Genomic DNA, 25,596 nt, shown 5'->3' with positions numbered 1-25,596 from the left:
GATCAGAAGGACGTAATCAGAAGGAACGGAAGCCCGCAAATTCAAGGTTGAAATGCGGATTAATGTAAGGATTCAACATGCGCAAAACCATCGGTAAGGCAATGGCCGCAACGACATCTTTGGCATTGGCATTGTCTATGGCGGCCTGCGGGTCGTCGAGCGAGAACGCGGAGGAAGCGACAAAGGTCGGTGGCACCATCACCATCTGGACGTGGGAGCAGCCGGGCAAAGCGTTCGAAGCCGCCGCGAAGGGATTCGAGGAAGCCAATCCCGGTACGACGGTGAAGGTCGAGAACGTCGGTAACCCCGCCATCTGGGACAAGATCACCACAGGGCTCGCTGCTGGCGGCCAGGGTCTGCCCGACATCATGAACGTGGGCATCGACTACATCGGCGGCTACATGGACAAGTTCCCCGACGCGTTTGCCGACCTGTCCGATTATGGCGCGGATGACCTCAAGGACGATTTCCCGTCCGGTGTGATGAAGAGCGCCACACGTGACGGAAAGATCTACGGGCTCCCCTTCGAAGTGAACACCGGAGCGCTGGTCTACGACGTGAAGATGTTCGAAGAGGCCGGCATCACCGAGGACGACATCTCCACATGGGACGGTTTCATCGAATCCGGGAAGAAGCTCAAGGAAAAGACCGGCAACTACATGTTCGGCATCAACAAGGCATGCACCGGCAACGCGAACTGCGGCGACACTTGGCAGATTATCACTGCATTGCAGAACTCCTTCTACTTCGACACCGACGGCAACATCACCATGAACGGCGAGGCCGGCGTCAAGGCCATGGAACTGATCAAGGAGGCGAACGACGCGGGCATCATCATCGAGCTGCCCGGAACATCGGACGACTCCTCGTGGCAGGTGCAGCAAGGCAACGTCGCCACACTAGTCGACCGCTCCTACCTGCCCGGCGTGCTCAAGACCAAGTTCCCCGACGCTAAGAACCGTTGGAAGGTGACCGCTCTGCCCGCAGTCGAGGAGGGAGGCCTGCGTTCCGTGGTGCCCGGCGCGACCTACCTGTCCGTCGCCAACGCGAGCAAGAACAAGAAGACCGCCTGGGAGTTCATCAAGTACGCGCTCGGCACCACGGAAGGCCAAAAGGCCATGTATGAATCCCAGGGCCTGTTCCCCGGCTATCTTCCGTTCATCAAGGAGGATCTGAACACCCCCGACGAGTTCTTCAACAATGAGAACGTCAACGAGGTGTTCATCAAGCAGCTCGAGGACGAGACCCCCGAGCTCAACTTCACCGGAGACTACGCGAAGGCGCTGAAAGCCATGATTGATGCCCAAGTCCAGGTGCTCACCAAGGGCGCCGACCCGCAGAAGGCCTTGGACGAGGCTGCGGAACGTCTCGCCAACGAGACAGGCCGCAAGATCGCCTGACCTTATCAGAATTCGCATGGGGTCGTTGGAACCTCTCCACCCCGACGGCCCCATGTCTTTAACAATTAACGGTACTCCGACGAAGGGAAAGGAGCGACAATGGTGACGCGGGCCAACACATCATCAAGAAAACACTTCCTGACACAACGAAACGCGCCGTACATCTTCTTGCTGCCAATGGTGCTGCTATACGGCGTGTTCAAGATTTGTCCATATCTATATTCCGCCTGGCTGAGCTTCACGACCAACCAGTCCGGCAAACAATTGTTCGCTGGATTCGACAACTACACGCGCCTGTTCAAGGACCAATTGTTCTGGAAGGCGCTGGGCAACACCGCGATCATCCTGGTGATCCAGGTGCCGCTGATGCTGTTTCTGGCGATCCTATTGGCCGTCGCGTTCAACTCCGCATTCCTCAAACTGCGTTCCGTTTTCCGCATGGGTTACTTCCTGCCCATCGTCATGGGTTTGGTCGCATACGGAATCCTGTTCAAGAACATGCTCGACGCCAACAGCGGAGTGGTCAACTATCTGCTTGAGCTGATCCATTTGAAGCCCGTCCCGTGGCTCACGGATTCGACATGGGCGAAGATTTCCATCATCATGGCCATGACCTGGCATTACACTGGTCAGAACGCCATCATCTACCTGGCCCAATTGCAATCCATTCCCACTGAACTCTACGAGGCCGCATCGGTCGATGGCGCGAATGGATGGTGGAAGTTCCGCTCCGTGACCTTGCCTGGCTTGAGGCCAGCAATCCTGTTGACCACCGTGCTCAGCACCATCGGCACATTGCAATTGTTCGACGAACCCTACGTGCTCACCAACGGCGGTCCCGACAACGCGACATTGACTGTCGGCATGTACCTGTACATGCAGGGTTTCAAGTATTTCGATTTCGGATACGCGTCGGCAATCGGCTATGTGATGCTCATCATCATCGTCGGTCTGAGCGTCATCCAATTCTGGATCCAAAGGGAGAAGTGACATGGCCACGCCAAATCTCAAAGTAGACAAGTCCCAGAGGATCGATGCGAAGCGGAACGGCTGGCGCACCGTCGGACTGACCGCCATCCTCGGGATCGGACTCATCGTCTTCGTGTTCCCGTTCTACTGGCTGCTCGTGGCGAGCACCAGAAAATCCACGGACGTGTTCTCGAAGACACCCCACATGATCCCTGGCACCGAACTGTTCAACAACATCCGCAACCTGATGACCAACACCCAGTTCGGCGACGCCATCGTCAACTCGCTCATCGTGTCGGTCACCTACGTGATCGTCGGCGGCGTGATCTGTTCCCTGGCCGGGTACGCGTTCGCCCAATACCGCTTCCGCGGCCGTAACATCCTGTTCGCACTGGTCATCGGTGTCATGGCATTGCCATCGCAGGTCACGCTGGTCCCGTTGTTCAAGATGATGTTGTCGTTCGGCTGGCTGGGAACTTACCAGGCGCTGATCTTGCCCGATCTGGCGTTGCCGTTTGGGGTGTTCCTCATGAGACAGGCCATGTCCACGTTCCCCACGTCGATCGTCGAGGCTGCGCGCATCGACGGCGCTGGTGAGATGAGGATCTTCGGCACAATCGTCCTGCCGACCATGAAGCCCACGCTCGCCGCATTGGCGATCTTCATGTTCCTCGGACGTTGGAATGACTTCGTGTACCCGTTGGTGATCACCAGGACGCCGGAACAGTACACGCTTCCCGTCGCCCTTGCCACATTGCAGGGTGCGAACACCACGGATTACGGCCAGTTGCTCGCCGGCACGACGATCTCGATCCTACCGGTCCTGATCCTCTTCCTGTTCCTCCAAAAGGAATTCGTGTCTGGCATGACGGCGGGATCTGTCAAGGAGTGACATGCTCAGGTGCCAAAGAAGGCACTGGAAAGGACGGCTCATATGCTTTTGGATCATTTCAAGGACATGCTGCATGAGGGGCAAAGCCTCGGCGCGACGTGGATCATGCATTCGGACGGGCTGACCATCGAGACGACGTGTGAAGATGGTCCGGCATCGAAGGGCATCGTGTTCGATGTGACGGCGGCGAATCCGGGGGCCACTGCGACGATTGTGATCGGCAAGCCTCTCGGCTCCATCCAGAGGTTTCACATGGTCGGATCCCGTTGCCGCGAGCCGTTGCCTGCTGACTGGGCCGGCGTCACGCAGGTGTCGTTGGTCAATTCGGCCCCCATGGGATGCATGGTCGACGATGCGGACAGGAACGTGCTGTCATTCGCATATTCGTTCGCACAGGACGAGATTACGATGCGTTACGGCGTCGACGAGGAACACGTGTTGTTCGTCGTGATGCTGCAGATCCAACGTGTTCCCGGACATAGCCGACTGTTACTCATGGATGACGGACTGCCGTTGGATGAGACGATGCGGCTCTTGGTCGAATGGGTGGCCGATGGTTCCGCACCTTTACCCATGGCGGACAAGGCGCTGGAACCGGTTTTTTCCACCTGGTATGCGTACCTGCAGAACGTCGACGCCGAGACCTTGGGACGTGAGCTCGACGGCATGAGCCGACTGGGATGTGGATCCATATTCATCGACGACGGCTGGCAGCAATATGGCAGCGGGCGCGGATATTCCGGTTGCGGCGACTGGGTTCCCGATCCCGTTAAATTCCCCGACATGCGTGCCACTGTCAGGAGGTTCCAGGACGCGGGGGTCGGCGTCGTCCTATGGATCGCACCCCTGTTGCTGGGCGAGAAGGCGCACGTGTTCAAGACGTTGGAACGATACGCGCCCATCCATGACGACGGGCTGGGACGGCAATTCCACGTCCTCGACCCACGACGCAAGGCGGTCCGCGACTACATCGGCGGCGTTTGCGCTCGGATGGCCAAGGATTACGGCATCGCCGGACTGAAGATCGATTTCCTGGAACAGGCCGGGGCCTACCAAGGCCAGCCATTGGAGAATCCCGAACCCGGCGACGTCACCGATGTCGGCGAGGCGATGAGACTTATGCTCGAACGGATCAAGACCATGTTGATCGAAAACTGCGGTCAGGTCCCGGTCGTCGAATTCCGCCAACCCTATTCCAGTCCCGTCATCGCACCGTACAGCAACATAGTCAGGGCCAGCGACTGTCCCGCCGATGCCCTGACCAATCGAATCCGCACCATCGACGAACGGCTGGCCGCTGGTAACCGCGTGGTGCACGGAGATATGCTGCTGTGGGACGTGAACGCGGGAGCGGAGACGTGCGCGGCGCAGATTCTCGCATCGTTCTTCGCCGTGCCGCAGATCTCGGTCCCGCCGTCGGCCATGTCGAATGGTCAGTATGAATCCTGCCGTTTCCTACTGTCCCTATGGCGCAAACACCGAAACGTCCTGTTGAATGGCCGTCTGCAGCCAGTGTCAAGCATTCTGGGCTATCCACTCGTGCACGCGTTCGACGGCAACGGGACGCAAGTCAGCGGCGTGTACGCGCCGGACATGATCATCGACGTGGACGCGGATACGAGAACGCTGATCATCCTCAACGCATCCACGGAAAACAACGTGACCATTCGCCTGCGCGGTGACGGCGGAACGGTCAAGTTGACCGGCCACGCATACGACTGCACAGGAGCCATCACTATGCAGTTTGAAGAAGATACAGATACGTTCCGTGAAAACGGAGACGCGACGATCACGACGATTCCAGTTCCCACCTATGGCATATTGGAATTGGCGCTAGAGCGATAAAACGCGATACTTTTCTGAACCACGGTTGTTGGACTGGAGAAATTCAGATTCGATGATCGGAGGTGTGGTTCTTTCGTATGGGTGAAGATCGGAGGAGACATTACGACGACGGGTTCCGGCGCGAGGCGCTGGAACCCGTCAGGGCCGGGGCGGGCAGCAGGACGTTGGCGCGCCGGCTTGCGATGCCACGGCAGACCCCGAAACAATGGATCCTGTTGTATGGATCCAACGGCGAGGAGGCAGTCATGGGAGCCACCGGCAACAGGCGCTATGACTGGTAGACGAAGGTCGCGGCCGCGCGCGACCACGTCGAGGACGGCCTGACCGTAGCCGACGTCATGGTCAAATACGGGATTGCGAGCATCGCGCAAGGACTTGAACGGGAGTATTCTCGATATCATGAGAGAAACGAGCAGCGACTGGCAAAAGACCACCATTGATTCCGCCCAAGCGGCGGCTCACCCGGAAACCGCGCAGGCGGTGGCGCGTATCAAGGCGCTGCGGCAGACCATCGATAACATCGATTCAGCGGCCATAGCCCTGCTGGCCGAGCGTTTCAAAGCCACCTCGCAGGTGGGCGTGCTCAAAGCCAATGCCGGATTCGCCCCTGAAGACACCAAGCGTGAGGACTATCAGATCGAGCGTCTCCACCGCATCGCCATCGATGCCGGGCTCGACCCCGAAATCGCCGAAATGTACCGTGAATTCGTGGTCACCGAGGCCAAGAAGCGGCACAAGCGTATTGCCGACGCCGGGGGAGACCCGGGCGTGCTCGACGTATTCGCCTGAGCTTCTCGTAGCAATCCATTACTGGTCAGCGGCACACGAATTGCCCATGTCCTTTCAGGAGCAATGGCGACTACATTGATACGGGACTATCGATACCGATAGCCAAAACCGTATAACCATTGACCACATTGAACGGAAACGCCGCCATGAGACTTGCCGCCGCCTTGATCAGTTGCGTACTATGCGTAACCGGCACTGTTGGCGGTGCGTGGCTTTCCCGTCCGGCATCAGTCGATTATGGCTCTCTGCTTTCCAGAGCAAGCGACATCTATGCCGTCACCGATGAGAGGGGAGACGCAACCCGGCTGTATGTGGTGAACAATGCCAGCAATGCGGCAATCTCCCGCATTCCGGGCGCGGCTGCCGAATTGCCGTGGAAAGTCAACGTCACGTATTCGCTGGATGGTCCGAACGTTGAGGCCAACGAGATTTCCGGAGCGTCTGGACTTGTCGGCATATACATCGATGTCAAACCGCAGTCCAGTGCAGCCAACCATACGATTCCGGTTGTCACCTTCACCGTGCCCACTCAAGTGACTGGTGATATTTCCGCCGATAATACGGCTTCGGTAGCCACGCAGGGCTCCGATATTGTGGTAGCCGCGGCAGGGAACGTTTCTTCCGGGCTGAAATTCAGCTGCTACATGGACGCGAAGAAGTTCTCAATGGGTGCCGTGACGCTCGCCGCGCTGCCGTCTTCCGGAGAGCCGTCCGTTGGAGCCGATCCTCAGGCCGCAGGATCCGCCACTCAGTCCGAGGCCGATGCCGGCGACCAAACCGCTGCCGATACAGATGCTTCCCAGCTGATTGCCAACAGCGCTACTTTGGTTGGTTCCCTGACGGATGCGGGCTCCGGCGAGCACCAGCAGCTTATCGATCAGCTGGATGCGCTGCGCAGCAACGAACGTGCGCTCGACAAGTCCGTGGTGGCCGAGCGTAAAGTAACCCACAAGCAGGCTTTTGATGCGTATATGGCTGCATATGTTGGCGCCTATACCGATCACTTGTCTGGGTCCATTGGTGATTCCAGCCAGCTGTCCGCGCTTATGGGAACAGCCGGAGAGCTTTCCAAAAATACGCCATTAGCCCAAGCGGTGATTGATCTGGCCGATGCAGTGAACAATGTGAGCGCCGCGCACCAGCATGCGGGTGCAGTCGAAGCATTGGACGAAGTGATTCGGCGCATCCAACAGCAGGGAACCACTGGTTTGGCGGACGATTTGAACACCGAAGCCGCCGAAGAGGCCACCAGGGGATCCAAGCAGTATGCCGAGGGGCAGAGCCAATTGTCTGCTGCGATGATCCCGTATTCGATGAAATACACGGACGTATACACGGCCAATCTCAGCGCGTTGACCGGCGGTACCTCGTCTGGTGCCGGGATTCACGAGCAGCAGGCAATCGCCGAAACCAATAGCAGCGACGATTTGACTGAGGCGCAGTCCAAGGTCGATGCTGCCATGAGCACACTCGCCACGGCATCCGAGCACACCGGTAAGGCTGCGGCATTGCGTCAGATTGTGCTTCGTTTTTCAGACCAGTTCGCCAGTTCCGGCAATGTGCAGAATGCGTCGAGCGGTTCTGGCTCGGTTGATCAGGCCCATGCACTGGCCGGCTTGGCGGACGCGCAATCGCAGTCGTTCTATGGCAAGACTCGTGCCGCGGAAGCCAAGCGCAAGGCCAGTGCTGCACGCAAACAGGCCAAGGCCGCACAGCGACAGCAATCGCAGCATGCTGATGCCTCGCTGGTGGATGACACGATGTCGCTGTCTTCAGCGGACGTCATGCACTATGCCAATGGTGTCAACTCGTCAATCGGCTCTTCGCAGACCGCCGACACCTTTGCCGGAGGCAAGCTGAACTCTGCAGACGGGTCAACCGAGCAAAGCAGCGGCAAGTTCAAAAACGCCGTTTCTCAGGCCGGTGATTCCATGGATGTTGCCCCAACGCTGTTTGGCTTTGGCAGTGGCGGTACATTGCTCAAGCATGATATGAGCACACTGGTCAACGAGACTGTAGAGATAAGCGATGCTGGTGAGCTCCTGAACCAGGCGGTCGCCCAGATCAATACTTCTGCCGTGCAACAAAAAACCGCCGGAACCCGATATCTCATCGTGGTTCCGACGGTTTAATCTGGCTCAAAGAGGGGAGCCAGAGCGGCGACTTACTTCTTCGGCTTCTTGACCGGGGGTTCGCCGAGCTCGCTGGTCTCGACGGCCACTTCGGTTTCCGGTGCATCCTCGGCAGCGGATTCCGCCGTGTGCTTGGCCACCAGGTCGAACTTGCCGATTACACGGCCGGCCTGTGCGATGTCGCCCAAAGCGGCGTGAATCGCGTCCACGCCCTCGGCAGCGGCGGAGAGCGCCACAGACAGAATCGGGGTCTTCATGGAGACCTTGGCCTCGGACTTGATCTTGCGCAGCTGCTCCACAGCCTTGCCGGCCCAGGTCAGCAGCTCGGGGGAGGCACCGGTGGCGGCCTCGACGTACGGATTCACAACCGGCCAAGCGGCGCGGTGCACGGAACCGGAACCGGCGTGCATCCAGCTCCACACCTCTTCAGAGGCGTACGGCAGGTACGGAGCCAGCAGACGAGCAAAGGCATCCAAGCCCAAGCCCAGTGCGGTGCGGGCGGACTTCACGGCCTTCTCGGACGGCACGTTGCCCTGCTCGTCCGGAGTGCCATAGGCACGGTTCTTGACCAGCTCGATGTAGTCGTCGCAGAACTGCCAGAAGTAGGACTCGATGACCTCAAGCGCCTTGGAGTGCTCGTAAGCCTCCAGTGCTTCGGTGGCCTGACGTACCACCAAGGCCAGCTTGGCCATGGCGGCGCGATCCAGCGGCTCGGTCACATCGGCCGGGTTCCACGAAGCCTCAGCGGCTTCGCCCACGTGGTGGTTCTCGTCCTCGCGGCCAATCGCCAGTGCAAACTTCGTGGCGTTCAGCAGCTTGATGGCCAGTCGACGGCCGATCTTCATCTGGCCGATGTCATACGTGGCATCGAGGCCTAGGCGCGCGGCGGCAGCCCAGTAGCGCACGGCGTCCGCGCCGAACTTCTCGATCGGCTCGTTCGGCACCACGACGTTGCCCTTGGACTTCGACATCTTCTTATGGTCGGGATCCAGAATCCAGCCGGACAGCGTGGCGTGAGCCCACGGCAGGCACTTGTTTTCCAAGTGCGCGCGGTCCACGGTGCTGAACAGCCAGGTGCGGATGATGTCCTGACCCTGCGGGCGCAGATCCATCGGGAAGGTGGACTTGAACAGGGCCTGAGAAGCCTCATCCGGCTCAGCCCAGTGGGTCACGATCTGCGGGGTCACCGAAGAGGTGGCCCAGGTATCCATGATGTCCTTTTCGGCGGTGAAGCCGCCGGGCACATCACGCTGAGACTCGTCGTAGCCTTCCGGCACATCGATGGTCGGGTCGATCGGCAGACGATCCTCGCTCGGGGTGATCGGGCGATCGTAATCCGGCTCGCCGGAAGCGTTCACCGGGTACCACAGCGGGAACGGTACGCCGAAGAAGCGCTGGCGGGAAATCAGCCAGTCGCCGTTCAGACCGTGCACCCAGTTCTCGTAGCGCACGCGCATGAAGTCGGGGTGGAAGTTCAGTTCCTTGCCGCGCTCGATGAGTTCGGCGTTCAGCTTCTCGTCGGTGCCGCCGTTCTTCAGGTACCACTGGCGGGAGGTGACGATCTCGAGCGGCTTGTCGCCCTTCTCGTAGAAGTTCGTCATACGCTTGGTCGGCGTCGGCTCACCGTCCAGGTCGCCGGACTCACGCAGTTTGTCTACGATGACCTTACGGGCGGAGAACGTGGTCTTGCCAGCGGTCTCGGCAAAGACCTCACGGCCGGCCGGGTCGGTGATCCAATCCGGGGTGTCCATCACGATACGGCCGTTGCGCTGAATGATCGGGCGGGTGGGCAGCTTCAGATCGCGCCACCACTCAACGTCGGTCACATCACCGAACGTACAGCACATGGCGATGCCGGCACCCTTGTCCATTTCGGCGGCCGGGTGAGCCAGAATCGGCACCTTGACCTTGAACAGCGGGGAGTAGACTTCCTGGCCGAAGTACTGCTTGTAACGTTCGTCATTCGGGTTGGCGATCAGCGAGGTGCAAGCGGCCAGCAGCTCGGGGCGGGTGGTCTCGATGTAGATTGGGGTGCCGTCCTCAAAGCGGAAAGCCACTTTGTGGTAGAAGCCCGGGTATTCGCGGGACTCAAGCTCGGCCTGAGCCACTGCGGTCTGGAAGGTCACGTCCCACAGGCCGGGGGCATCCTGCTGGTAGGCCTCGCCGCGGGCAAGGTTGCGCAGGAAGGCCTTCTGAGCCACGCGCCGCGGGTGCTGGCCGATGGTGTGGTAGGTCTGCGACCAGTCGATGGACAGGCCCAGCTTGCGCCACAGGGCCTCGAACAGCTTCTCATCCTCGGCGGTGAGCTTCTCGCACAGTTCGATGAAGTTCTTGCGGGAAATCGGCACCTGATCCTTGGCATCGATCTTCTTGCCATCGGTGCCCTCGAACGGCGGCTTGAAGTCCGGGTCGTAGGGGAGGGACACGTCCACGCGCACGCCGTAGTAGTTCTGCACGCGGCGCTCGGTGGGCAGGCCGTTGTCGTCCCAGCCCATCGGGTAGAACACGTCATAGCCGCGCATGCGCTTGTAGCGCGCAATCACGTCGGTGTGCGTGTAGGAGAACACGTGACCCACGTGCAGCGAACCGGAAACGGTGGGCGGCGGGGTGTCGATGGAGTAGACGGCCTTACGGTCGCGGGTGTTGCGGAATTTGTAGGTGCCGTCTTCGTCCCAGACGGCGCGCCACTTGTCCTCAAGCCCGTCCACGCCGACCTTGTCGGGCAGCGGGGTGAGTTGCGCGTTGATGATGGAATTGCCTTCAGTCATAAAGCCAAAGTTTATGCATGTTGTATGACAAGGCGTTGTTGGGTTTGCTCTATCCTGCTTCGTTCGTCTGCTCCCCTCAGTCCGCGTAGGTGACTGAGGGGAGCTGTCAGGTGGGAGTGCTTACTTCACCGTGAGGTCGGCCAACGGCATGCGCTGGTCGATGAGCGCTGTCGGATATCCGGAAAGCTTGGTGGAGGCCACGGTAAAGCATTTGCGCGTGTACAGCCAGTTGCTTGCCGCATCTTCGCTGAGCTTGCGCGCATAGACCTTCATCTTCTCGGCATAGTCGGCGTCATTGGTGGCGGCACGGGCATCGGCATAGGCCTGCTGCGCCTCGGCATGGTTGTAATAGAAGATGGAATCCGGATCGGCAAACGTGCCGGCGTCATCGGTGCCATTCATGCTCATCAGGGTCAGCTCCCAAGTGCCGTCCTGAATACGCTTGGCATATTCTTCGTCAGATACGACTTCCAGATTCACCGAGGGGCGCGGCAACTGTTCAATCTGCTGCTTGATGGTTTCGGCCATCGGCTGCCACTGCGCGGTGATCACCAAATCCACCGTGGTCAGATAGGTGCCGAAATAGGAGGTCATCGTTTGCGTCTTGGACATATCGTGCGGGAACAGGCCGGTCAGATCCTCATAGCCGGGTTCCAGCGGGCTGATCGGGCCTCCCAGTGCACCGCTGGAATCCGGCTGCGAGGCGGCGATGCCGGCCGAATCGATGAGGTATCGGAATGTGGTACGCACATTCTGATCGGACATAATCGAATCGGAATTGTTGTTGAACGCCAGCAGCACCTTATCTGTGGTGGCGCCTTCGGTGACGGTCAGACCGTCCTTGCCGTTCATCTGCGATGCCACGGTGACGGTGGCGGGTGCGGCCATATCGGTAGTGCCCTTGGATACGGCATCGGCCAGCGACGTCTCATCGGAATATTGGGTGAATGTCACGGTACCGACGTGCGCCTTGGTGCCGTGGTAGCCCCCGTTGTAATCGAGCGTCAACGACTGCCCGGGCGTGAACTTGCCAACGGTGAACGGGCCGGAACCTACTGCCTGCTTGGCATAGTCGGCATCGCCCGCTTCGGAATCGTACACAATGCCCAGTCTGCCGGACAAGGCACGTAGCAACGTGGGGTTGGTCTGCGCAAGAGTGATGACCACGGTGGAGTCATTCGGATTGGTGACCGACTTCAGATCGCCCAGATCATCCACGTCGGCATATTTCTGGGTTATCGCCTGCTGCAGGGACCACACCACATCCCCGGCATCCAACGTGTGCCCATTGGAGAAGGTGAGTCCGGAGGCGATGGTCATGGTATAGGTCAGCCCGTCATCGGATGTTTTCCAATCCGTGGCCACGCCCGGCTTGAGCTGGTTGTTCTGATCGACGGTCAGCAGTGTTTCGTACACGTTGTCTAGCAGCAGACGTTCCGCCGAGGCCGATGCCGTGGCACGGATATCCAGCGATTGCGGCATATCGGTAATACCGACGGACACCTTGGTATCCGGGCCGGAATCCAGTAGACCCGGAATGGAATGACTGCGCGTGATTACCGACCAGCCAACCCACACCAGTGCGCTAAGCACTGCGGCGACTACTAGGAAGACCACCCATCTCAACCACTCGTTGCGACTCTTATGCATGCCCATCAGCCTAACGAGAGTGCGCTACCGAACGCTATTTCGCGCTGATGCCTGCGCTGGGGCAGGTGGCGGCCAGCGGGCAGTTGGCGCAGTCCGGCGTGCGGGCATGACAGGTGGATCGGCCGAACAGGATAAGCCGATGGCTGAGATCCGTCCACTCTTCAGGTGGGAAGCATGCGGTAATCTCCCGCTCGATTTTCACGGGATCCAGATGAGTGGAGCGCCAATCCGATCGCCAGCGCAGACGACCGGTGACGCGCATCACATGAGTGTCCACGGGAAAGCCGGGAATGCCGAAAGCGTTGCCCAGCACCACATTGGCGGTTTTGCGGCCAACGCCTGGCAGGCTGGTTAGCTCATCCATCGATTGTGGGACCTGGCCGTCAAAGCGTTCGTCCAATGCCGTGGCCAAGCCGATGAGATGCTGGGTTTTCGACCGGTAGAAGCCGAGCGGATGGATAATATCCTCGACCTGAGCCGGGTTGGCCTCTGCCAAATCATGAGCCGTGGGATACGTGGCGAACAGTTCGGGGGTGACCGTATTGACACGCTTGTCAGTGGTCTGGGCGCTGAGCACGGTGGCGATAAGCAGTTGAAGCGGGGAGGTGAAATGCAGGGCGCACTGCGGTTGCGGAATCATACGGCATAGGATGTCGTATTCCTTGTGCATGCGCTCTATGCGCGCGGTTTTGGTTTCTCGCATGGGAGGTGAAACCTGTGAGCCGTGTTACGCGGCGGTCTCTTCCGTATCGGCAGCGTCGTCAATGGAGGATGCCTTGGCGGCCTGTTGTGCGGCGGCATCGCCCTTGTCGTTTTCCGGCGGATCGAAGCGATATCCTACATTGCGGACTGTGCCGATGAGATGCTCGTATTCGCCGCCGAGCTTGGCGCGCAGACGACGGATGTGCACGTCAACGGTGCGGGTGCCGCCGTAATAGTCGTAGCCCCACACTTCCTGGAGCAGCTGGGCGCGGGTGAACACGCGGCCGGGGTGCTGGACCAAGTACTTGAGGAGTTCGAACTCCTTGTATGCCAGATCGATGGGGCGTCCATGCAGGGAGGCGGTATAGCCGTTGGTGTCCACGATGAGGTCGCCGGAGCGAATCTGGCCATCTTCCACCGTGGCGGTGGATTCGGCGGGAGAACCGGCTGCTGCGGCTGTGGGAGCGTTGCCGCGCTCGGAGACCAATCGCAATCGGCCCTCGACTTCAGCCGGGGAAGCGGTGGTGACCACCACATCCGCAATGCCCCACTGGGAGTTGACCACGGTGAAGCCGCCTTCAGTCAGCACCAGTACGATCGGCGTGGATAGGCCGGAAGCGTGGATGAGGCGGCACAAGGTTTTGGCGGTCGCCAGATCATCGCGTGCATCCAGAAACAGAATGGTGTTCTCCGGCATCTTCACCAAGCTGGCTGCATCCATCGGCAGTACACGGACGCGATGAGAAAGCAGGGCGAGTGATGGCAAAACGGTGGCGGGGTCGCTGGCGAAAGTCATCAACGTAAGATCCGTCACGCTAATCCCCCTTTATCCTGCAATGTGTTACGCAATTGCTTAGTGTGGCCGTACGAGTCGTCAGCGGCGTTATGCCGCTTTCGCAAAGTTTTCATTATTCTACGCGCTTGTAGTGGACACATAGGTTACAAGTTTGCGGAATATGGAACGGCGGACGTCCATCAACCGATGATACGGCCGAGCACCAGTGCGGTTGCGGTGATGGTCACGCCCATCAGCATTACCGACATCAGGCCGGTGCCGATCCACGGATAGCGGATATCCGGGTCCGGATCGGCGTCGCGCACCCACAACGTGGAGGCCACGGCCAAGGCCAGTCCCAAAACGATGAGGATGATCAGGGCAACGGTTCCCGCAACGGTGCCCTTGGCAAGCATTGCGCCCAAATCAGGCAGGAAGCACCAGCCGGCCACGGCGAGAGCCGCCACACCGGAAGTCACGGCGTGGGACAGGGCGCGGATGAGATGGTCCCGCTTCTCGCGGGCCATCTGACGTCCGAACGAGAAGACCACCAACATGACCAGCAGCAGGCCCATGGCCAACGCCCACGAATACCACGGAAGCGTCGAACCATCCGCGGCGGTCTGGTCCGGCGGCACCTTGCCGGCGGGGAACGGCACGGTGACGAACATCAGGGAGGCCGCGCCGAACAGCAAGGTGACGACGCGATCCAGCATCGTGCCGCGCAACGGCCAGAAGACAAGGAACACGACCAGCGTCAGGCAGGCGACGACCCGGGGGGCGGTGGGGTCGGCGCCGGGCAGGGTGACGGCCGCGGCCGCGATGAGCAATGCGTAGGCCGACAGCTGGACCAGCAGCATGCGCAGAACCTTGTTCTTGCATTCCTTCCAGGTGATTTCGGTCATGGTACGCCTCTCAGATAATCGAATCGCTACGTCAATCCTACGTCGGGCGTTGGAACGGTGCCGTCGAGCATTGATGGCCATCCGTGGCGACGAGATGCGTGACGGCAAGTCAGAACGCGATGACGCCCAGATGCTCCAGCAGCACTTTGACGCCGATCAGAATCAACACCACACCGCCTGCGATCTGCGCGGGTTTCTGCCAGTGAGCGCCGAAGGCGCGCCCGATGTACAGGCCCGCCGCGGAGAAGAGGCCGGTCACCACGCTGATGCAGAGGATGGCGAACGGCACGCTGGTTGCCATGAACGCCAGACTCACGCCTACGGCGAAGGCGTCGATGCTGCACGCCACGGCGAGCGGCAGCATGTGCTTCCAGTCGAATTGCGCGGTCTCCTTGGCGTTCTCCGCGTCCTCCTCGTATGCCTCATGCACCATGTTGCCGCCGATGAACGCCAGCAGACCGAAGATGATCCAATGATCGAATGCGGTTACATACGCGCTGAATGCGGAGGCCGCGTAATGCCCCAGTATGAGGAAGAGGGCCTGGGCGCCGCCGAACCAGAGCGCCGATCTGACGGCATCCCCGGGTCTTACGCGGGAGACGGTGAGCCCCTTGCCGATGGAGACGGCGAACGCATCCATGGCGACGGAGACGGAAATGAGCAGGGTCTGAACGATTATCGCAATCATGATGTGATGGAAGGTTCATCGCCCGAACTCCAGACGATGGGCCTCGACCAGCGTTCCCACACGCCGCCTACGCCTAGCTGAAAAATACACCAGCACTATATCACGCGATGCACGTCGAACCAAAAAGGCGGGAGGCCTCCGGAGAGGTCTCCCGCCGACGATTCGGAATCGAATCACTTGCCTTCGTTCGCGAGACGCTCACGCGCGGCAATGATTTCCTTTTCGGCGGCGTCAGCACCAGTCCAGTAGTCGCCCGGCAGGACTTCCTTGCCCGGCTCCAGAGCCTTGTACTGTTCGAAGAAGTGCTTGATTTCGGCCTTGTGGTACTCGTTGACGTCGTCGATGTCCTTGATGTCGTCGAAACGAACGTCGGCGGGCACGCACAGCACCTTGTCGTCGCCGCCGGCCTCGTCGACCATGTGGTACAGGCCCACGGCGCGGCACTCGACCACGCAGCCCGGGAACACGGAGTTCGGAATCATCACGAGAGCGTCCAGCGGATCGCCGTCCTCGCCCAGGGTGCCGTCGATGTAGCCGTAGTCATCCGGGTAACCCATTGCGGTGAACAGGGTACGGTCCAGGAAGACGCGACCGGTCTCGTGATCGACTTCGTACTTGTTCTTGGAGCCGCGCGGAATTTCCACAACGACGTTGAAGGTTTCTGCCATTGGTTATCTCCTTGTTTGGAAACTATTCGTTACACACACTACTACTGGGCGGGCACCCCGGCTATAGCTGTGCCCGCCTTTCGTTTCACTGCACGGACAGGATATGGGCCACGTCCGCCCATGGGGCGAGCGAGACGTAGTTGTCCCAGCCCCACTGGAATTCACGACCGGTGAGTTCGTCACGTACGTTCAGCGGACGATCGGTGGGTAAGCCCAGCTCATCAAGATCCAGATGAATCATTGCCTGATGGGCGTTGTGTCCATCAAGGTTGACCACCACGATCAGCGTGTCCGCGTGGCCGGTGCCGGTCAGCTCTGCCGGTGTATGGCGGGCGAATGCCAGCACGCCCGGATCGGAGGACTGCAGCACGGTGAGGTTATGGTAGCTGCGTGCTGCCGGGTGGGCACGGCGAATCTTGTTCAACGAGGTGAGCATCTCGGCCACGCCGAACTGCTTGGCCTTGGACCAATCGCGGACTTTGACCTCGTACTTCTCGTTGTCGATCTGCTCCTCAAAGCCGGGGCGCTGCTTGTTCTCGATAAGCTCGTAGCCGTTGTAGATGCCCCAGCTTGGGCTGCCCAAGGCTGCCAGCACCGCACGCACGCAGTGGCCGGCGATGCCGTTGTCACGCACGTATGCGGTGAGGATGTCCGGCGTAGTGGGCCAGAAGGTGTTGTGCTGGTAGTAGCCGTCATCGCCATTGGTGGTGGGCAGATACTCCTCCAGCTCTTCCTTGGTGTTGCGCCACGGGAAGTAGCAGTGGGACTGGGTGAATCCCACGTAGCTCAATGCGCGCATCATGCCCGGGCGGGTGAACGCCTCGGCCAGAAACAGGATTTCCGGGTGCTTTTTGGTCACTGCGGCAATCACGTCCTGCCAGAAACGAACCGGCTTGGTGTGGGGGTTGTCGATGCGGAAGATGGTAACGCCCGCCTCGATCCACAGGTTCATAATGCGCTCGACTTCCTTCTCAATGCCGGCCATGTCGGCGTTGAAGTCGATCGGATAAATGTCCTGATACTTCTTTGGCGGGTTCTCGGCGAAGGCGATGGTGTCGTCCGGCTTGTGCTTGAACCATGCCGGATGCGCCTTGACCCACGGGTGATCGGGGGAGCACTGCAGGGCAAAGTCAAGTGCGATTTCGAGGCCCAACTCGTGCGCGCGCTGGCACAGTGCCTTGAAATCGTCCATGGTGCCAAGCAGCGGGTCCACCGTGTCGTGACCGCCCAGTTCGGAGCCGATGCCGAACGGGGAGCCCGGATCGTCGGGGCCGGCGATCAGTGAGTTGTTGCGGCCCTTACGGTTGGTCACGCCGATGGGGAAGATCGGCGGCAGGTAGACGATGTCAAAGCCTTCGGCGGCGGCACGTTCCAGGCCGGCCATCGAAGTCTTTAACGTGCCCTGCACGATCTTGCCGGTGGCGGGATTGATGGTGGCGCCTTCGGAGCGTGGGAAGAACTGGTACCAGGCGGCGAAGCTGGACTTCGGGCGTTCTACCTTGAAGCGCTGGGGTTGGCTGGGGGAGATGCCGTCGCGCAGCGGGTGGGTGTCGTGCAGCGTGGCGATGCGCGGATTGTCTCCGGCGGCCAGGCGATCTTCGGCGCTGAGCGAAGCGTCGGCCATGGTTTCGGCGGCCTTCTCCAAAGTCTTGCGGTCTCGTGCGGTGAGATTGGCATCCGGGGTTGCTGCCCAGCGAGCCAACAGTTCAGCGCCGGAATCGAGCGCATTGTTCACGTCATCCTTAACGCGAACCTTGATGCGGGCATCATGCAGCCAGGAAATATAGGTGTCTTCCCATCCTTCGACGGTCACGGTCCATTCGCCCAGCTGACGTTTGACGGCCGCATAGCCATCCTCCCACGGCTTCAGATCGCTGTGGTCGCCGCACTTGACGGCCACCACCCAACGATCGAGACCGGGGTTCACGCATGTCATGGGGCGTCGCAGGGTTTCCTTGCCGCGCGGATTGCGCACTATGGCGGTGGCGCCTACCTTGGTGCGGCCTTCGATGAACACCTGGGCGGTCATCTCGAACGGCTCGCCGAGCTCCACGCGGGCGGGGAAGATGCCGCGTTCCTCGGCGGGGGTGATGTCCATGACGTTGATACGGCCGAACTGGCCCGGCTCGTTCACTTCGATGGTGGGAGCCGGCGCCTCGCTGGCGAGGCCCTGCAGGGCTGCCGGCGGAGTCGCTGTTGCGGTGCGGGCCCGCTTGCGCTTGGTAGTCGAGGACGAGGTCGTCTTTGACTTCGCGGTCTTGGTGGAGTCGCTGTTGCTTGTGCGCGTGGTCGCGCGATGTTGTACTGCTGCCATACTGCCCATTCTAAAGGGCTTGAGCTCGGGGACGCGCATTGTGGACACTTCTGGCGAAACGTTCTGCAAACGGCATGAAGTGGATAACTTGATAGCCCAGTTATCCACAACTCGCCGAAAAAACGCAAGCTCGAACCACATTGGCCTAAAACCATGTGCCGCACGCCGCCAACCTGCCATGCTCGTGGTCTATCCGCACGCACAAGGATGTGCGGTTCAAGCAAGAGATTGAAGAAAGGACTCGCGATGGCATTGGCATGGCGGAGAAAGGGCATGTCCATACTGGCCATGCTGACGGGATTGATATTGGCGCTGGCAATGGTGCTGGGTATGGCCGGCGAAGCCTATGCGGCGTCGCTGAGACCCTCCGAGCAGAATCTGCATATCCGGTTTACACACGGCATTTCACTGCCTTTGGGAGTAATAGGGCTGGATACCTCGAATAACCATTACTACTGCATGGAAGCAGGGCCCATCACCGACTACACGGTCGGCCCGGTGCGATTGCTGAAAGACGACCAGAATGCACGCCGCATGGCCTGGATTCTTGAGCAGTACCGAAAAGCTGGCGCGCGGGATCATGCGGCCGTGGCGGTGATTATCCAGGATCATTTCGGCATCGGCACTCAGTGGGCGCAGCAGCGGGAGAGCGTCCGGCAGCAGCACCCGGATATCATTCCGCGTGCGGAACAGATATGGCAGGAATCGGAAAACAAAGTGGCCGCGGACGTTGTTGTGGAACGCATCGATGCCGTGGCGCTGCGCAGCGGATCCGTGGCGGTGAGTGTGAAGGGATACAACGGTGAGCTTGTGGAAGGTGTTCCATTCACGGTAACGCTTGAGGGGCCGGCGCATTTTGTGAGTACCGGAAAAGCTACGTTCTCAGGTGTATCCACCGCTACCGTGCAGCACCTTGCATGGGAAGCAGATGGTCACGGCGAAGTAACGGCAAAAACCACCTACGAGTACGGGCGCTTGCGCACTATGGACGGCATTCAGCAGCTCCTGGGCCTTGATTCGTTCGTCTCGACGGGCGGTTCGGCAACGACATTCACGGTGCGCAAGGACTTTGCTCCTATGGTGAGTACCACGGTCTCGGACAAAGTGGTCGATGCCGGTTCCCCAATATTCGATGATGTGACCAGTGGCGTGGCCGACTCCAGCAGTCACTGGGTGCCAGACCTCGCCTTGCAAGCCGAAGGGTACTACTTTGATGGTCTGACTGCCGATGATTTGGGCTTGGTCATCGAACCGCGCTCGCAGGAAAGCGCCGATGGTTTTCTGGCGAGGATCAAGCAAGCCGGGTATCGTCCATCGGCATACGGCCAGACTTCGTTCACCGGTTCGGGACAAACTGTGCGCGTGCAAGCCATGACCGAGCCTGGTGGCAGTACGCCATATCTGGCAGGTGAGGCGGATCGGGCCGATGGCGGTGGAACCGGTACGGGCAGTTTCGGCACGTGGGTGTGGGTGTTCCGTCGTGCTTCGCAAAGCGATGAGGCCAAGCAGTATCTTGTTCGGGACTGGTCCAGCACGTTCCTTGAAGCTGCGGAAAGCAATGTGAATCGTCGCAAGGTCGCGGTCGAGTCAACGGTGACCGAGCATTCCGCTCATGTGGGTTCTGAATTGAGCGACACCATAACCGTGTCCGGCTTCCCGAGCGACCATGGGTCGTTCGCCGGCAATGAGGAGTATGGATTCGGCGCTGACCGCCCGCATGCCACCGTGAGTGTGTGGTGGTCCGGCGATGCGGATGATGCCGTCAATGACGAGGCATATAAACCGACTGGCGCCGAAGTGCCGGCTGAGGATGAGCATCACCGCTTGGTGGGATCTTGGGAGATTCCGGCGCGCAACGGAACGTTCAAGTTCGGTGCGGGATCGTTGGACGCGCATGGCGAGCCGGTGCACATCGTTGCCGATCAGCATGGCTGGTATGTGTTCGTCTGGGAATTTGCGGGCGATGACCGTGTGATGCCGGCAGCGAGTAGATACGACGATGCATGGGAGCGGACGCGTGTGTTTGAGCCGGGGGAGCCGGAAGAACCGGAAGAACCGGTGGAATCCGAGGAGCAGCTGCCTCATACTGGAATCAGCATGGTCATGCCAAGCGCAGTGGCGGTTGCGTTCCTTTCCGTTGGCTGTACTATGCTTGCCATAGTCAAGCGCCGCAGGCGGTGAGACGGCATAACGCAGAAGGTCGGAACCCAATAGGATTCCGACCTTCTGTACGTGGTAGCGGGGCATGGATTTGAACCATGGGCCTTTGGGCCAGCGGCTACAACGGGCCGCTCGACCTGAACTACTTCCGTGGCGACGCATCCCAGTGGCAGGCCTACGCCAACCCCGCCGGCAAGACCCAGACCACGACCCCGCCGCAGACCGAGAAGCCGCCGACCCAGACCGTCGATCTACAGGCGCTCGCGACCGCCACAATCCGTGGCGACTACGGCAACGGCCGGCAGCGACGCGACGCGCTCGGCGCGAACTACGACAAGGTCATGGCGATCGTCAACCAGCGCCTCAACAACGCCGGCACATCGCAGACGCAGCAGCAGGCCACGTCCACCGGCGTGACCAGCGTGACCATCCGCAGTGGCGACACCATGAGCGCGATCGCCACCCGCACCGGCCTGTGACCGCTGTCCAAGTGGAGCGTGCCCAGCGGCAACCTGAACGTGATCTACCCCGGTCAGGTCGTCACCTACAACGGCGGCGGCAGCACCGCCATCGCCGGCAACGCCCCGCCGTCCCGTACCGTGACCGTCTGCGCTGGCGACACCCTCAGCGGCATCGTGGCGCGCCTCGGCATCAGCTACACGCAACTCACCGGTTACCGTTCCGGTAATCCGAACGTGATCTACCCCGGCGAAGTGCTGCGCTACTAGCGCCGACTCGGAAAGCCAGCGGGAGCCCGAACCCCACCTAGGAACCTTGAACCCCAATCGGGGCACGGTTCCTAGGTTTACTAAGAGAATCGAGAATGATATGACCGACGAAAACATCGAAGCCCAGACCGGCACCATGGAAGCGAAGCCGGCCGGCATGCCCGATTGGCTGCTGCCCTACCGCGTGTACGACGTGCTCAAATGGGTCGCGCTGATCGTGCTGCCCGCCATGGCGACGCTCGTGCAGGCGCTCGGCCCCGTATGGGGATGGGCATGGGCCGACCCGGCCGCGACCACCATCAACGTCGTCGCCCTGACCATCGGCGTCGTCATCGGCGCAAGCGCCCTCAAGGCCAAGGCATCCAAGGCCGAATAACAAGAAGCCCCCGAACCAAACCGCATCACGCGGCAGGTTCGGGGGCTTTTCGTCGTATATGGGTCAGGCTATCGCGGGCTGTGCCTGATTGGCGGTCAGGTATGCGGCCAGTGCCTTGCGGATCAGAGCGCTCTTGCCGATGTGCTCTCGTTCGGCCTGTGCTCGTACCTGTGCGTCCATGTCGGGCGTGAGGTATGCCTTGTAGAGCACGTCGGCCTTCCGGCGGGGCTGGTCGGCGAGGGGGCGGCCGGCGAAGATGTCGTCGATGTCATCCATCGTGATCGCCCTTTGCGGGCGGATGGTCTCGCCGATGATGGCGGGGGTGTGCTCGGTGTATTCGTCCGAGAGCTCGTTCCAGTCTGTTTCGTTGCTCATGATGTCCTCCTTGGTGTTTTTAGTCGTCGAACTTGTAGAGCCATTCGCGGCGGCAGTCCATCGCGTGGAACACCTTGCGGGTGCGCTGGGATACCAGCAGCTCCACGGGGCGTTCTCTGAACTCGTCCGGGTATCCGAGAATCGCCATGACCCTGTCGCCGGCGTGTCTCGACTGCACCTCGAACACGGCCGCCGGATGCCGGAATATGTAGTCGATCTGTGGTTGTGTGAGCCAGTGCTTGAAGGCTGACGGTTCACATTCGATCATGCTTATTGTGGTACCATAATTTAGTACCATAATCAAGTCGGGGAAACGGAACGTCGTGATCCTTCTAGGCGGCGAGGCGCGTGGCTTCCACGGCGGCGCGCAGGCGGTCGTCGGGCATGGCGATGTACCGTTGCGTGGTCTCGACCGAGGCGTGGCCTAGGAGCTTGGAGACGAGCAGCGGGTCTCGTGTGGCGGCGTAGGTCGTGGTCGCGTACCTGTGGCGCAGGCTGTGCGCCGTCCATCCGTCGCCGAGCAGCGTCGAGAGGCGCCGGCCGATGTAGCTCGACTCGACGTGCCTGCTCCACCGGCCGGGAAAACAGTAGCCGTGGGCGGATCGGATCAACAGGGCGAGGTCGTCGCCGATCGGCACGATGCGTTGCTTGTCGCCCTTGCCGACGACCACGAGGCTCCAGCCCACGAGGTCGCGCATCACGTCGCGGCTGTGCACCTTCGCTATCTCGAGGCGCCTCAACCCGCATTCCGCGCCCAGCCGGAGCATGAGCCGTTCGCCGTCCGTGGCTTTGCGCAGCGCTGCGAGTATGACGGCGAGTTCTAGTGATTGTTGCAACACCTGGCCTACCGCAAGGAGGGTCAGGTGGCCAGGAGCCGCCGAAACGAGGACCGTGGCGGGGAACGCCGTTGGACGTTCGACGGCGTCGAATATCCGACGAGGAAGCCGGTGTGCGCGGCGAGGCGCGAGGAGGGCGTGCGTCTGCCAGACGAGGAGGGCATGAACTTCACTGTTTATGTTCAATGGTTTTAAGACCGGTTGAGCGTTTGGTTTTTAGTCCGAAAGAGCGGTAGGAATTAGTCCATTTCATCGTTGATGGAAAACAAGTGACACCGGTCTGTCGTTATCGATTAGTTTCCCGAGTTGAAAAAACAACCATTGACGGTTCTCGGGAAAGGAAAGGAATGACCATACCGGTGTCGGTTCAACAACGTATCAGGCTCCTTGACCAGCAGGGAACGCCATGGCGAGCCATCGCCCGTGATTTGAACGTGTCCAGGGACACGGTCAGGAAATACGCCTTGATGGAGGATTGCTCGCCCAAACCCAAACCATCGACCACGCGGCCGAGGAAACTCGACGGGTTCACGCCCGTGATCGACGAGTGGTTGCAAGCGGACCGGTTCATGCCCCGCAAGCAGCGCCATACCGCCAAACGCGTGTACGACAGACTCGTCACGGAGAAAGGGTTCACCGGCTCGTATTCCGCGGTGCAGCGTTACGTGAAGCAATGGCATCAAGAACATCGTCCCGCCTGTGACGGGTTCATGGAGCTGGAATGGCGGTCCGGGGTCATGCAGGTCGATTTCGGCGAGGCCGTGGTGGTGCTGGCGGGCGTGAAAACCAAGGTGCATTGCCTGGTGGCGTCGTTTCCGTATTCGAACAAGCGTTACGTGGTCGCGTTGCCTGGCGAGAACGCGCAATGCGTGTGCGAGGGATTGGTCGAGATCTTCGAGCATATCGGCCTGGTTCCGATGGTGTTGGTGATGGATAACGCCACAGGGGCCGCGCACCGGACCGCTTGGGACAAGATCACGATCGTCGGGCTCTTCCAGTTGTTCCTGGAGCATTACCGGATCGAGGCCAGGTTCTGCAATCCCAGGAGCGGTTGGGAGAAAGGCAGCGTGGAGAACGCGGTCGGGTTCCTGCGCCGCAACCTCATGGTCCCGTTGTTGAACGTCGAGTCCTATGCGCAGTTAAGCAAGCATCTGCTGTCGCGGTGTGACGAACTCGGCAACGACAAGCATTACCGGGCTGATGAAAGCGTGAACGACTTGTTCGAAGAGGACCGGGCGGGCATGCGGCCATTGCCGCGCGTGCGCTTCGACGCGGTCGATTGGCAGGAACGGCGCGCCGACAAGGAAGGTGTCATACAGGTCGGTTCGTATCGTTACCTCGCGGGCCCGGCCTGGCGTAGCTGGCCGCTATTGGTGGGATTGCGCGCGTTCGACGTGGAGATCCGTACCCGCGACGGCCGCAAGGTGGCCTCGCTGCCCAGGGCTTATGGCGAGCAGGCCGGTACGGTGCGTAGCCCGTCGTCGCTGCTGCCGGCATTGGCGCGCAAGCCACGCGCGTGGGGCGAATCACCCGTGCGCGGTGATTTTCCCGAGGGCCTGAGAACCCTGATCGACGCGCAGGACTCCGCCCGGCGCAAGGCCACGTTCCGCTTGTTGGAGCGCGTGGGTGCCGCTTGCGGTTTCGACGCGGCCTGCAAAGCCGCGGAACACATCATCGGCCAGGGCAGACCGATCGACGAGGCAGCCCTGAGCATCATGGCCAGACGGATAGCGTCCGGCGAGGCGCCGGCCGATGTTCCCGCGCCCGACCTGAGCGTGTACGACGACTTCATGAAAACAGGCGATGGCGATACGCTCAAGGAGCGGGAAGGAGGGAAGGACCGATGAGCCGGATCCAGAACCCCGCGCCGGACGCCACCCGACGCCGCGCGTCCACGAACAGGAAAATGGAAACGATCATGCGATTGGCGCGCCGACTGCCGTTGACCAGGCAAGTGCTCGCCGACCAGCTCGAAACCGCGACCCCGTCGCAAATGGAGTTCATGGACCAATGGATGAACGCGGAGATCGAGTCCAGGGAACGATCGAAACGATCCCGGCTGCTCAAGCAGGCCGGTTTCCCGGCCGTCAAGACATTGGACGGCTATGACTGGGAGAACATTCGTTTTCCGGTGGATTGGGGCAGGCGGTCGCTTGAATCATTGGAGTTCGCGAGCCGTCCGGAGGATGTGGTCATGTTCGGACCTCCCGGCACGGGCAAAACCCATCTGGCGATGGCGTTGGGAAGGAAGGCCTGCCTGGAAGGCATGACGGTACGGTTCTTCACCGCCGCTGGCCTGGTCATGCGCTTGTTGCACGCCAGCACGGAAGGCAAACTCGACAGGGAAATCGCGTCCATCGGCAAGGCCCGCCTGTTGATCATCGACGAGTTGGGCTACGTGCCGATCGACGAGGAAGGCAGCCGGTTGTTGTTCCAGGTCATCACCAACGCGTACGAGATGCAATCCATCGTTTACACCACGAACATCGAGTTCAGCGGATGGGGACGCGTGTTCGGGGATCCGAACATGGCCGCGGCGATCATCGACCGGACCGTGCATCACGGCAGGATGCTCAGGTTCGAGGGCGAGTCCTATCGCAGGACTCATGCTCTTATGCAATGAA

20 protein-coding genes and 3 pseudogenes are annotated in these 25,596 nt (G+C 60.5%); 12 read left to right on the top strand and 11 right to left on the bottom strand.

Annotated features, from left to right (window positions below; all coding sequences use genetic code 11):
- Positions 1-77 precede the first annotated feature (77 nt).
- From NBH12_RS01950 to NBH12_RS01920, 6 genes are all read left to right on the top strand, one after another.
- Positions 78-1,400 carry an ABC transporter substrate-binding protein gene (locus NBH12_RS01950; protein WP_003828159.1) on the top strand — a complete coding sequence of 441 codons (1,323 nt, stop codon included), beginning with the start codon at positions 78-80 and terminating at the stop codon, positions 1,398-1,400.
- A 99-nt stretch (positions 1,401-1,499) separates the two neighbouring features.
- Positions 1,500-2,390 (top strand): carbohydrate ABC transporter permease, encoded by an 891-nt coding sequence (locus NBH12_RS01945; RefSeq protein WP_014483406.1) that lies wholly within the window; start codon positions 1,500-1,502, stop codon positions 2,388-2,390.
- 1 nt (position 2,391) lies between these two features.
- Complete coding sequence (locus tag NBH12_RS01940; RefSeq protein WP_003828161.1) at positions 2,392-3,261, top strand: carbohydrate ABC transporter permease; 870 nt, start codon at positions 2,392-2,394, stop codon at positions 3,259-3,261.
- Positions 3,262-3,303: 42 nt separating this feature from the next.
- Complete coding sequence (locus NBH12_RS01935; RefSeq protein WP_003828162.1) at positions 3,304-5,106, top strand: glycoside hydrolase family 36 protein; 1,803 nt, start codon at positions 3,304-3,306, stop codon at positions 5,104-5,106.
- A 399-nt stretch (positions 5,107-5,505) separates the two neighbouring features.
- Positions 5,506-5,895, top strand: a complete 390-nt coding sequence (locus NBH12_RS01925; protein ID WP_014483408.1) for a chorismate mutase — start codon at positions 5,506-5,508, stop codon at positions 5,893-5,895.
- A 146-nt stretch (positions 5,896-6,041) separates the two neighbouring features.
- Positions 6,042-8,027, top strand: coding sequence for a hypothetical protein (locus NBH12_RS01920; protein ID WP_250819144.1), 1,986 nt, complete (start codon positions 6,042-6,044; stop codon positions 8,025-8,027).
- A gap of 32 nt (positions 8,028-8,059) precedes the next feature.
- Here the strand turns inward: NBH12_RS01920 and valS are convergent, their stop codons facing one another.
- The 8 genes from valS to NBH12_RS01880 all read right to left on the bottom strand — a co-directional run bounded on the left by valS (position 8,060) and on the right by NBH12_RS01880 (position 18,497).
- Complete coding sequence (valS, locus tag NBH12_RS01915) at positions 8,060-10,795, bottom strand: valine--tRNA ligase (protein WP_016462146.1); 2,736 nt, start codon at positions 10,793-10,795, stop codon at positions 8,060-8,062.
- 120 nt (positions 10,796-10,915) lie between these two features.
- A complete protein-coding gene (locus NBH12_RS01910) occupies positions 10,916-12,445 on the bottom strand; it encodes an ABC transporter substrate-binding protein (RefSeq protein WP_016462147.1) in 1,530 nt (509 codons plus the stop codon).
- Between the two features lie 34 nt (positions 12,446-12,479).
- The gene (nth, locus tag NBH12_RS01905; RefSeq protein WP_003828168.1) at positions 12,480-13,148 is read right to left on the bottom strand and encodes an endonuclease III; all 669 of its coding nucleotides are present in this window, start codon (positions 13,146-13,148) and stop codon (positions 12,480-12,482) included.
- 24 nt (positions 13,149-13,172) lie between these two features.
- A complete protein-coding gene (locus NBH12_RS01900; protein ID WP_003828169.1) occupies positions 13,173-13,943 on the bottom strand; it encodes a winged helix-turn-helix transcriptional regulator in 771 nt (256 codons plus the stop codon).
- Positions 13,944-14,122: 179 nt separating this feature from the next.
- Positions 14,123-14,827 (bottom strand): hypothetical protein, encoded by a 705-nt coding sequence (locus NBH12_RS01895; RefSeq protein ID WP_003831410.1) that lies wholly within the window; start codon positions 14,825-14,827, stop codon positions 14,123-14,125.
- Between the two features lie 109 nt (positions 14,828-14,936).
- Positions 14,937-15,515 (bottom strand): manganese efflux pump MntP, encoded by a 579-nt coding sequence (locus tag NBH12_RS01890; protein ID WP_003828171.1) that lies wholly within the window; start codon positions 15,513-15,515, stop codon positions 14,937-14,939.
- Positions 15,516-15,688: 173 nt separating this feature from the next.
- Positions 15,689-16,183, bottom strand: a complete 495-nt coding sequence (locus NBH12_RS01885) for an inorganic diphosphatase (protein WP_003828172.1) — start codon at positions 16,181-16,183, stop codon at positions 15,689-15,691.
- 85 nt (positions 16,184-16,268) lie between these two features.
- Positions 16,269-18,497, bottom strand: a complete 2,229-nt coding sequence (locus NBH12_RS01880) for an alpha-1,4-glucan--maltose-1-phosphate maltosyltransferase (protein WP_250819114.1) — start codon at positions 18,495-18,497, stop codon at positions 16,269-16,271.
- A gap of 246 nt (positions 18,498-18,743) precedes the next feature.
- Here NBH12_RS01880 and NBH12_RS01875 point away from each other — a divergent pair, with 246 nt between their 5' ends.
- From NBH12_RS01875 to NBH12_RS01860, 3 genes and pseudogenes are all read left to right on the top strand, one after another.
- Complete coding sequence (locus NBH12_RS01875; RefSeq protein ID WP_016462149.1) at positions 18,744-20,678, top strand: hypothetical protein; 1,935 nt, start codon at positions 18,744-18,746, stop codon at positions 20,676-20,678.
- An 86-nt stretch (positions 20,679-20,764) separates the two neighbouring features.
- A pseudogene (locus NBH12_RS11090) lies at positions 20,765-21,385 on the top strand (LysM peptidoglycan-binding domain-containing protein); the annotation flags it as partial.
- Positions 21,386-21,485: 100 nt separating this feature from the next.
- The gene (locus NBH12_RS01860) at positions 21,486-21,761 is read left to right on the top strand and encodes a phage holin (RefSeq protein ID WP_041473378.1); all 276 of its coding nucleotides are present in this window, start codon (positions 21,486-21,488) and stop codon (positions 21,759-21,761) included.
- 63 nt (positions 21,762-21,824) lie between these two features.
- Here the strand turns inward: NBH12_RS01860 and NBH12_RS01855 are convergent, their stop codons facing one another.
- The 3 genes and pseudogenes from NBH12_RS01855 to NBH12_RS01845 all read right to left on the bottom strand — a co-directional run.
- A complete protein-coding gene (locus NBH12_RS01855; protein WP_041473379.1) occupies positions 21,825-22,136 on the bottom strand; it encodes a ribbon-helix-helix protein, CopG family in 312 nt (103 codons plus the stop codon).
- A 19-nt stretch (positions 22,137-22,155) separates the two neighbouring features.
- Positions 22,156-22,404, bottom strand: a complete 249-nt coding sequence (locus tag NBH12_RS01850; RefSeq protein WP_041473380.1) for a hypothetical protein — start codon at positions 22,402-22,404, stop codon at positions 22,156-22,158.
- Positions 22,405-22,468: 64 nt separating this feature from the next.
- Positions 22,469-22,948 (bottom strand): annotated as a pseudogene (locus NBH12_RS01845) (tyrosine-type recombinase/integrase); the annotation flags it as partial.
- A 51-nt stretch (positions 22,949-22,999) separates the two neighbouring features.
- Here NBH12_RS01845 and NBH12_RS01840 point away from each other — a divergent pair.
- From NBH12_RS01840 to istB, 3 genes and pseudogenes are all read left to right on the top strand, one after another.
- Positions 23,000-23,146: pseudogene (locus NBH12_RS01840) on the top strand (IS30 family transposase); the annotation flags it as partial.
- A gap of 173 nt (positions 23,147-23,319) precedes the next feature.
- Positions 23,320-24,819 carry an IS21 family transposase gene (gene istA, locus NBH12_RS01835; protein WP_250819113.1) on the top strand — a complete coding sequence of 500 codons (1,500 nt, stop codon included), beginning with the start codon at positions 23,320-23,322 and terminating at the stop codon, positions 24,817-24,819.
- The gene (istB, locus tag NBH12_RS01830; protein WP_015439062.1) at positions 24,816-25,595 is read left to right on the top strand and encodes an IS21-like element helper ATPase IstB; all 780 of its coding nucleotides are present in this window, start codon (positions 24,816-24,818) and stop codon (positions 25,593-25,595) included. The genes istA and istB overlap by 4 nt, the downstream gene beginning before the upstream one ends.
- The last annotated feature ends 1 nt before the right edge of the window (position 25,596 follow it).

Source organism: Bifidobacterium sp. M3-N-101, assembly GCF_023656805.1.
Lineage (GTDB): Bacteria > Actinomycetota > Actinomycetes > Actinomycetales > Bifidobacteriaceae > Bifidobacterium > Bifidobacterium breve.
The sequence above is the reverse complement of the archived record's forward strand: the minus strand, read 5'-3'. Positions and strand labels throughout refer to the sequence as shown.

What these genes read in the sequence shown, in the direction of transcription:
- NBH12_RS01885 (WP_003828172.1), bottom strand. Translation starts at nt 16,183, where the DNA reads ATGGCAGAAACCTTCAACGTCGTTGTGGAAATTCCGCGCGGCTCCAAG.
- NBH12_RS01895 (WP_003831410.1), bottom strand. Translation starts at nt 14,827, where the DNA reads ATGACCGAAATCACCTGGAAGGAATGCAAGAACAAGGTTCTGCGCATG.
- istB (WP_015439062.1), top strand. Translation starts at nt 24,816, where the DNA reads ATGAGCCGGATCCAGAACCCCGCGCCGGACGCCACCCGACGCCGCGCG.
- NBH12_RS01875 (WP_016462149.1), top strand. Translation starts at nt 18,744, where the DNA reads ATGGCATTGGCATGGCGGAGAAAGGGCATGTCCATACTGGCCATGCTG.
- istA (WP_250819113.1), top strand. Translation starts at nt 23,320, where the DNA reads ATGACCATACCGGTGTCGGTTCAACAACGTATCAGGCTCCTTGACCAG.
- NBH12_RS01880 (WP_250819114.1), bottom strand. Translation starts at nt 18,497, where the DNA reads ATGGCAGCAGTACAACATCGCGCGACCACGCGCACAAGCAACAGCGAC.
- NBH12_RS01945 (WP_014483406.1), top strand. Translation starts at nt 1,500, where the DNA reads ATGGTGACGCGGGCCAACACATCATCAAGAAAACACTTCCTGACACAA.
- NBH12_RS01940 (WP_003828161.1), top strand. Translation starts at nt 2,392, where the DNA reads ATGGCCACGCCAAATCTCAAAGTAGACAAGTCCCAGAGGATCGATGCG.
- NBH12_RS01910 (WP_016462147.1), bottom strand. Translation starts at nt 12,445, where the DNA reads ATGCATAAGAGTCGCAACGAGTGGTTGAGATGGGTGGTCTTCCTAGTA.
- nth (WP_003828168.1), bottom strand. Translation starts at nt 13,148, where the DNA reads ATGCGAGAAACCAAAACCGCGCGCATAGAGCGCATGCACAAGGAATAC.
- NBH12_RS01860 (WP_041473378.1), top strand. Translation starts at nt 21,486, where the DNA reads ATGACCGACGAAAACATCGAAGCCCAGACCGGCACCATGGAAGCGAAG.
- NBH12_RS01900 (WP_003828169.1), bottom strand. Translation starts at nt 13,943, where the DNA reads ATGACTTTCGCCAGCGACCCCGCCACCGTTTTGCCATCACTCGCCCTG.
- NBH12_RS01950 (WP_003828159.1), top strand. Translation starts at nt 78, where the DNA reads ATGCGCAAAACCATCGGTAAGGCAATGGCCGCAACGACATCTTTGGCA.
- NBH12_RS01925 (WP_014483408.1), top strand. Translation starts at nt 5,506, where the DNA reads ATGAGAGAAACGAGCAGCGACTGGCAAAAGACCACCATTGATTCCGCC.
- NBH12_RS01855 (WP_041473379.1), bottom strand. Translation starts at nt 22,136, where the DNA reads ATGAGCAACGAAACAGACTGGAACGAGCTCTCGGACGAATACACCGAG.
- valS (WP_016462146.1), bottom strand. Translation starts at nt 10,795, where the DNA reads ATGACTGAAGGCAATTCCATCATCAACGCGCAACTCACCCCGCTGCCC.
- NBH12_RS01890 (WP_003828171.1), bottom strand. Translation starts at nt 15,515, where the DNA reads ATGATTGCGATAATCGTTCAGACCCTGCTCATTTCCGTCTCCGTCGCC.
- NBH12_RS01935 (WP_003828162.1), top strand. Translation starts at nt 3,304, where the DNA reads ATGCTTTTGGATCATTTCAAGGACATGCTGCATGAGGGGCAAAGCCTC.
- NBH12_RS01920 (WP_250819144.1), top strand. Translation starts at nt 6,042, where the DNA reads ATGAGACTTGCCGCCGCCTTGATCAGTTGCGTACTATGCGTAACCGGC.
- NBH12_RS01850 (WP_041473380.1), bottom strand. Translation starts at nt 22,404, where the DNA reads ATGATCGAATGTGAACCGTCAGCCTTCAAGCACTGGCTCACACAACCA.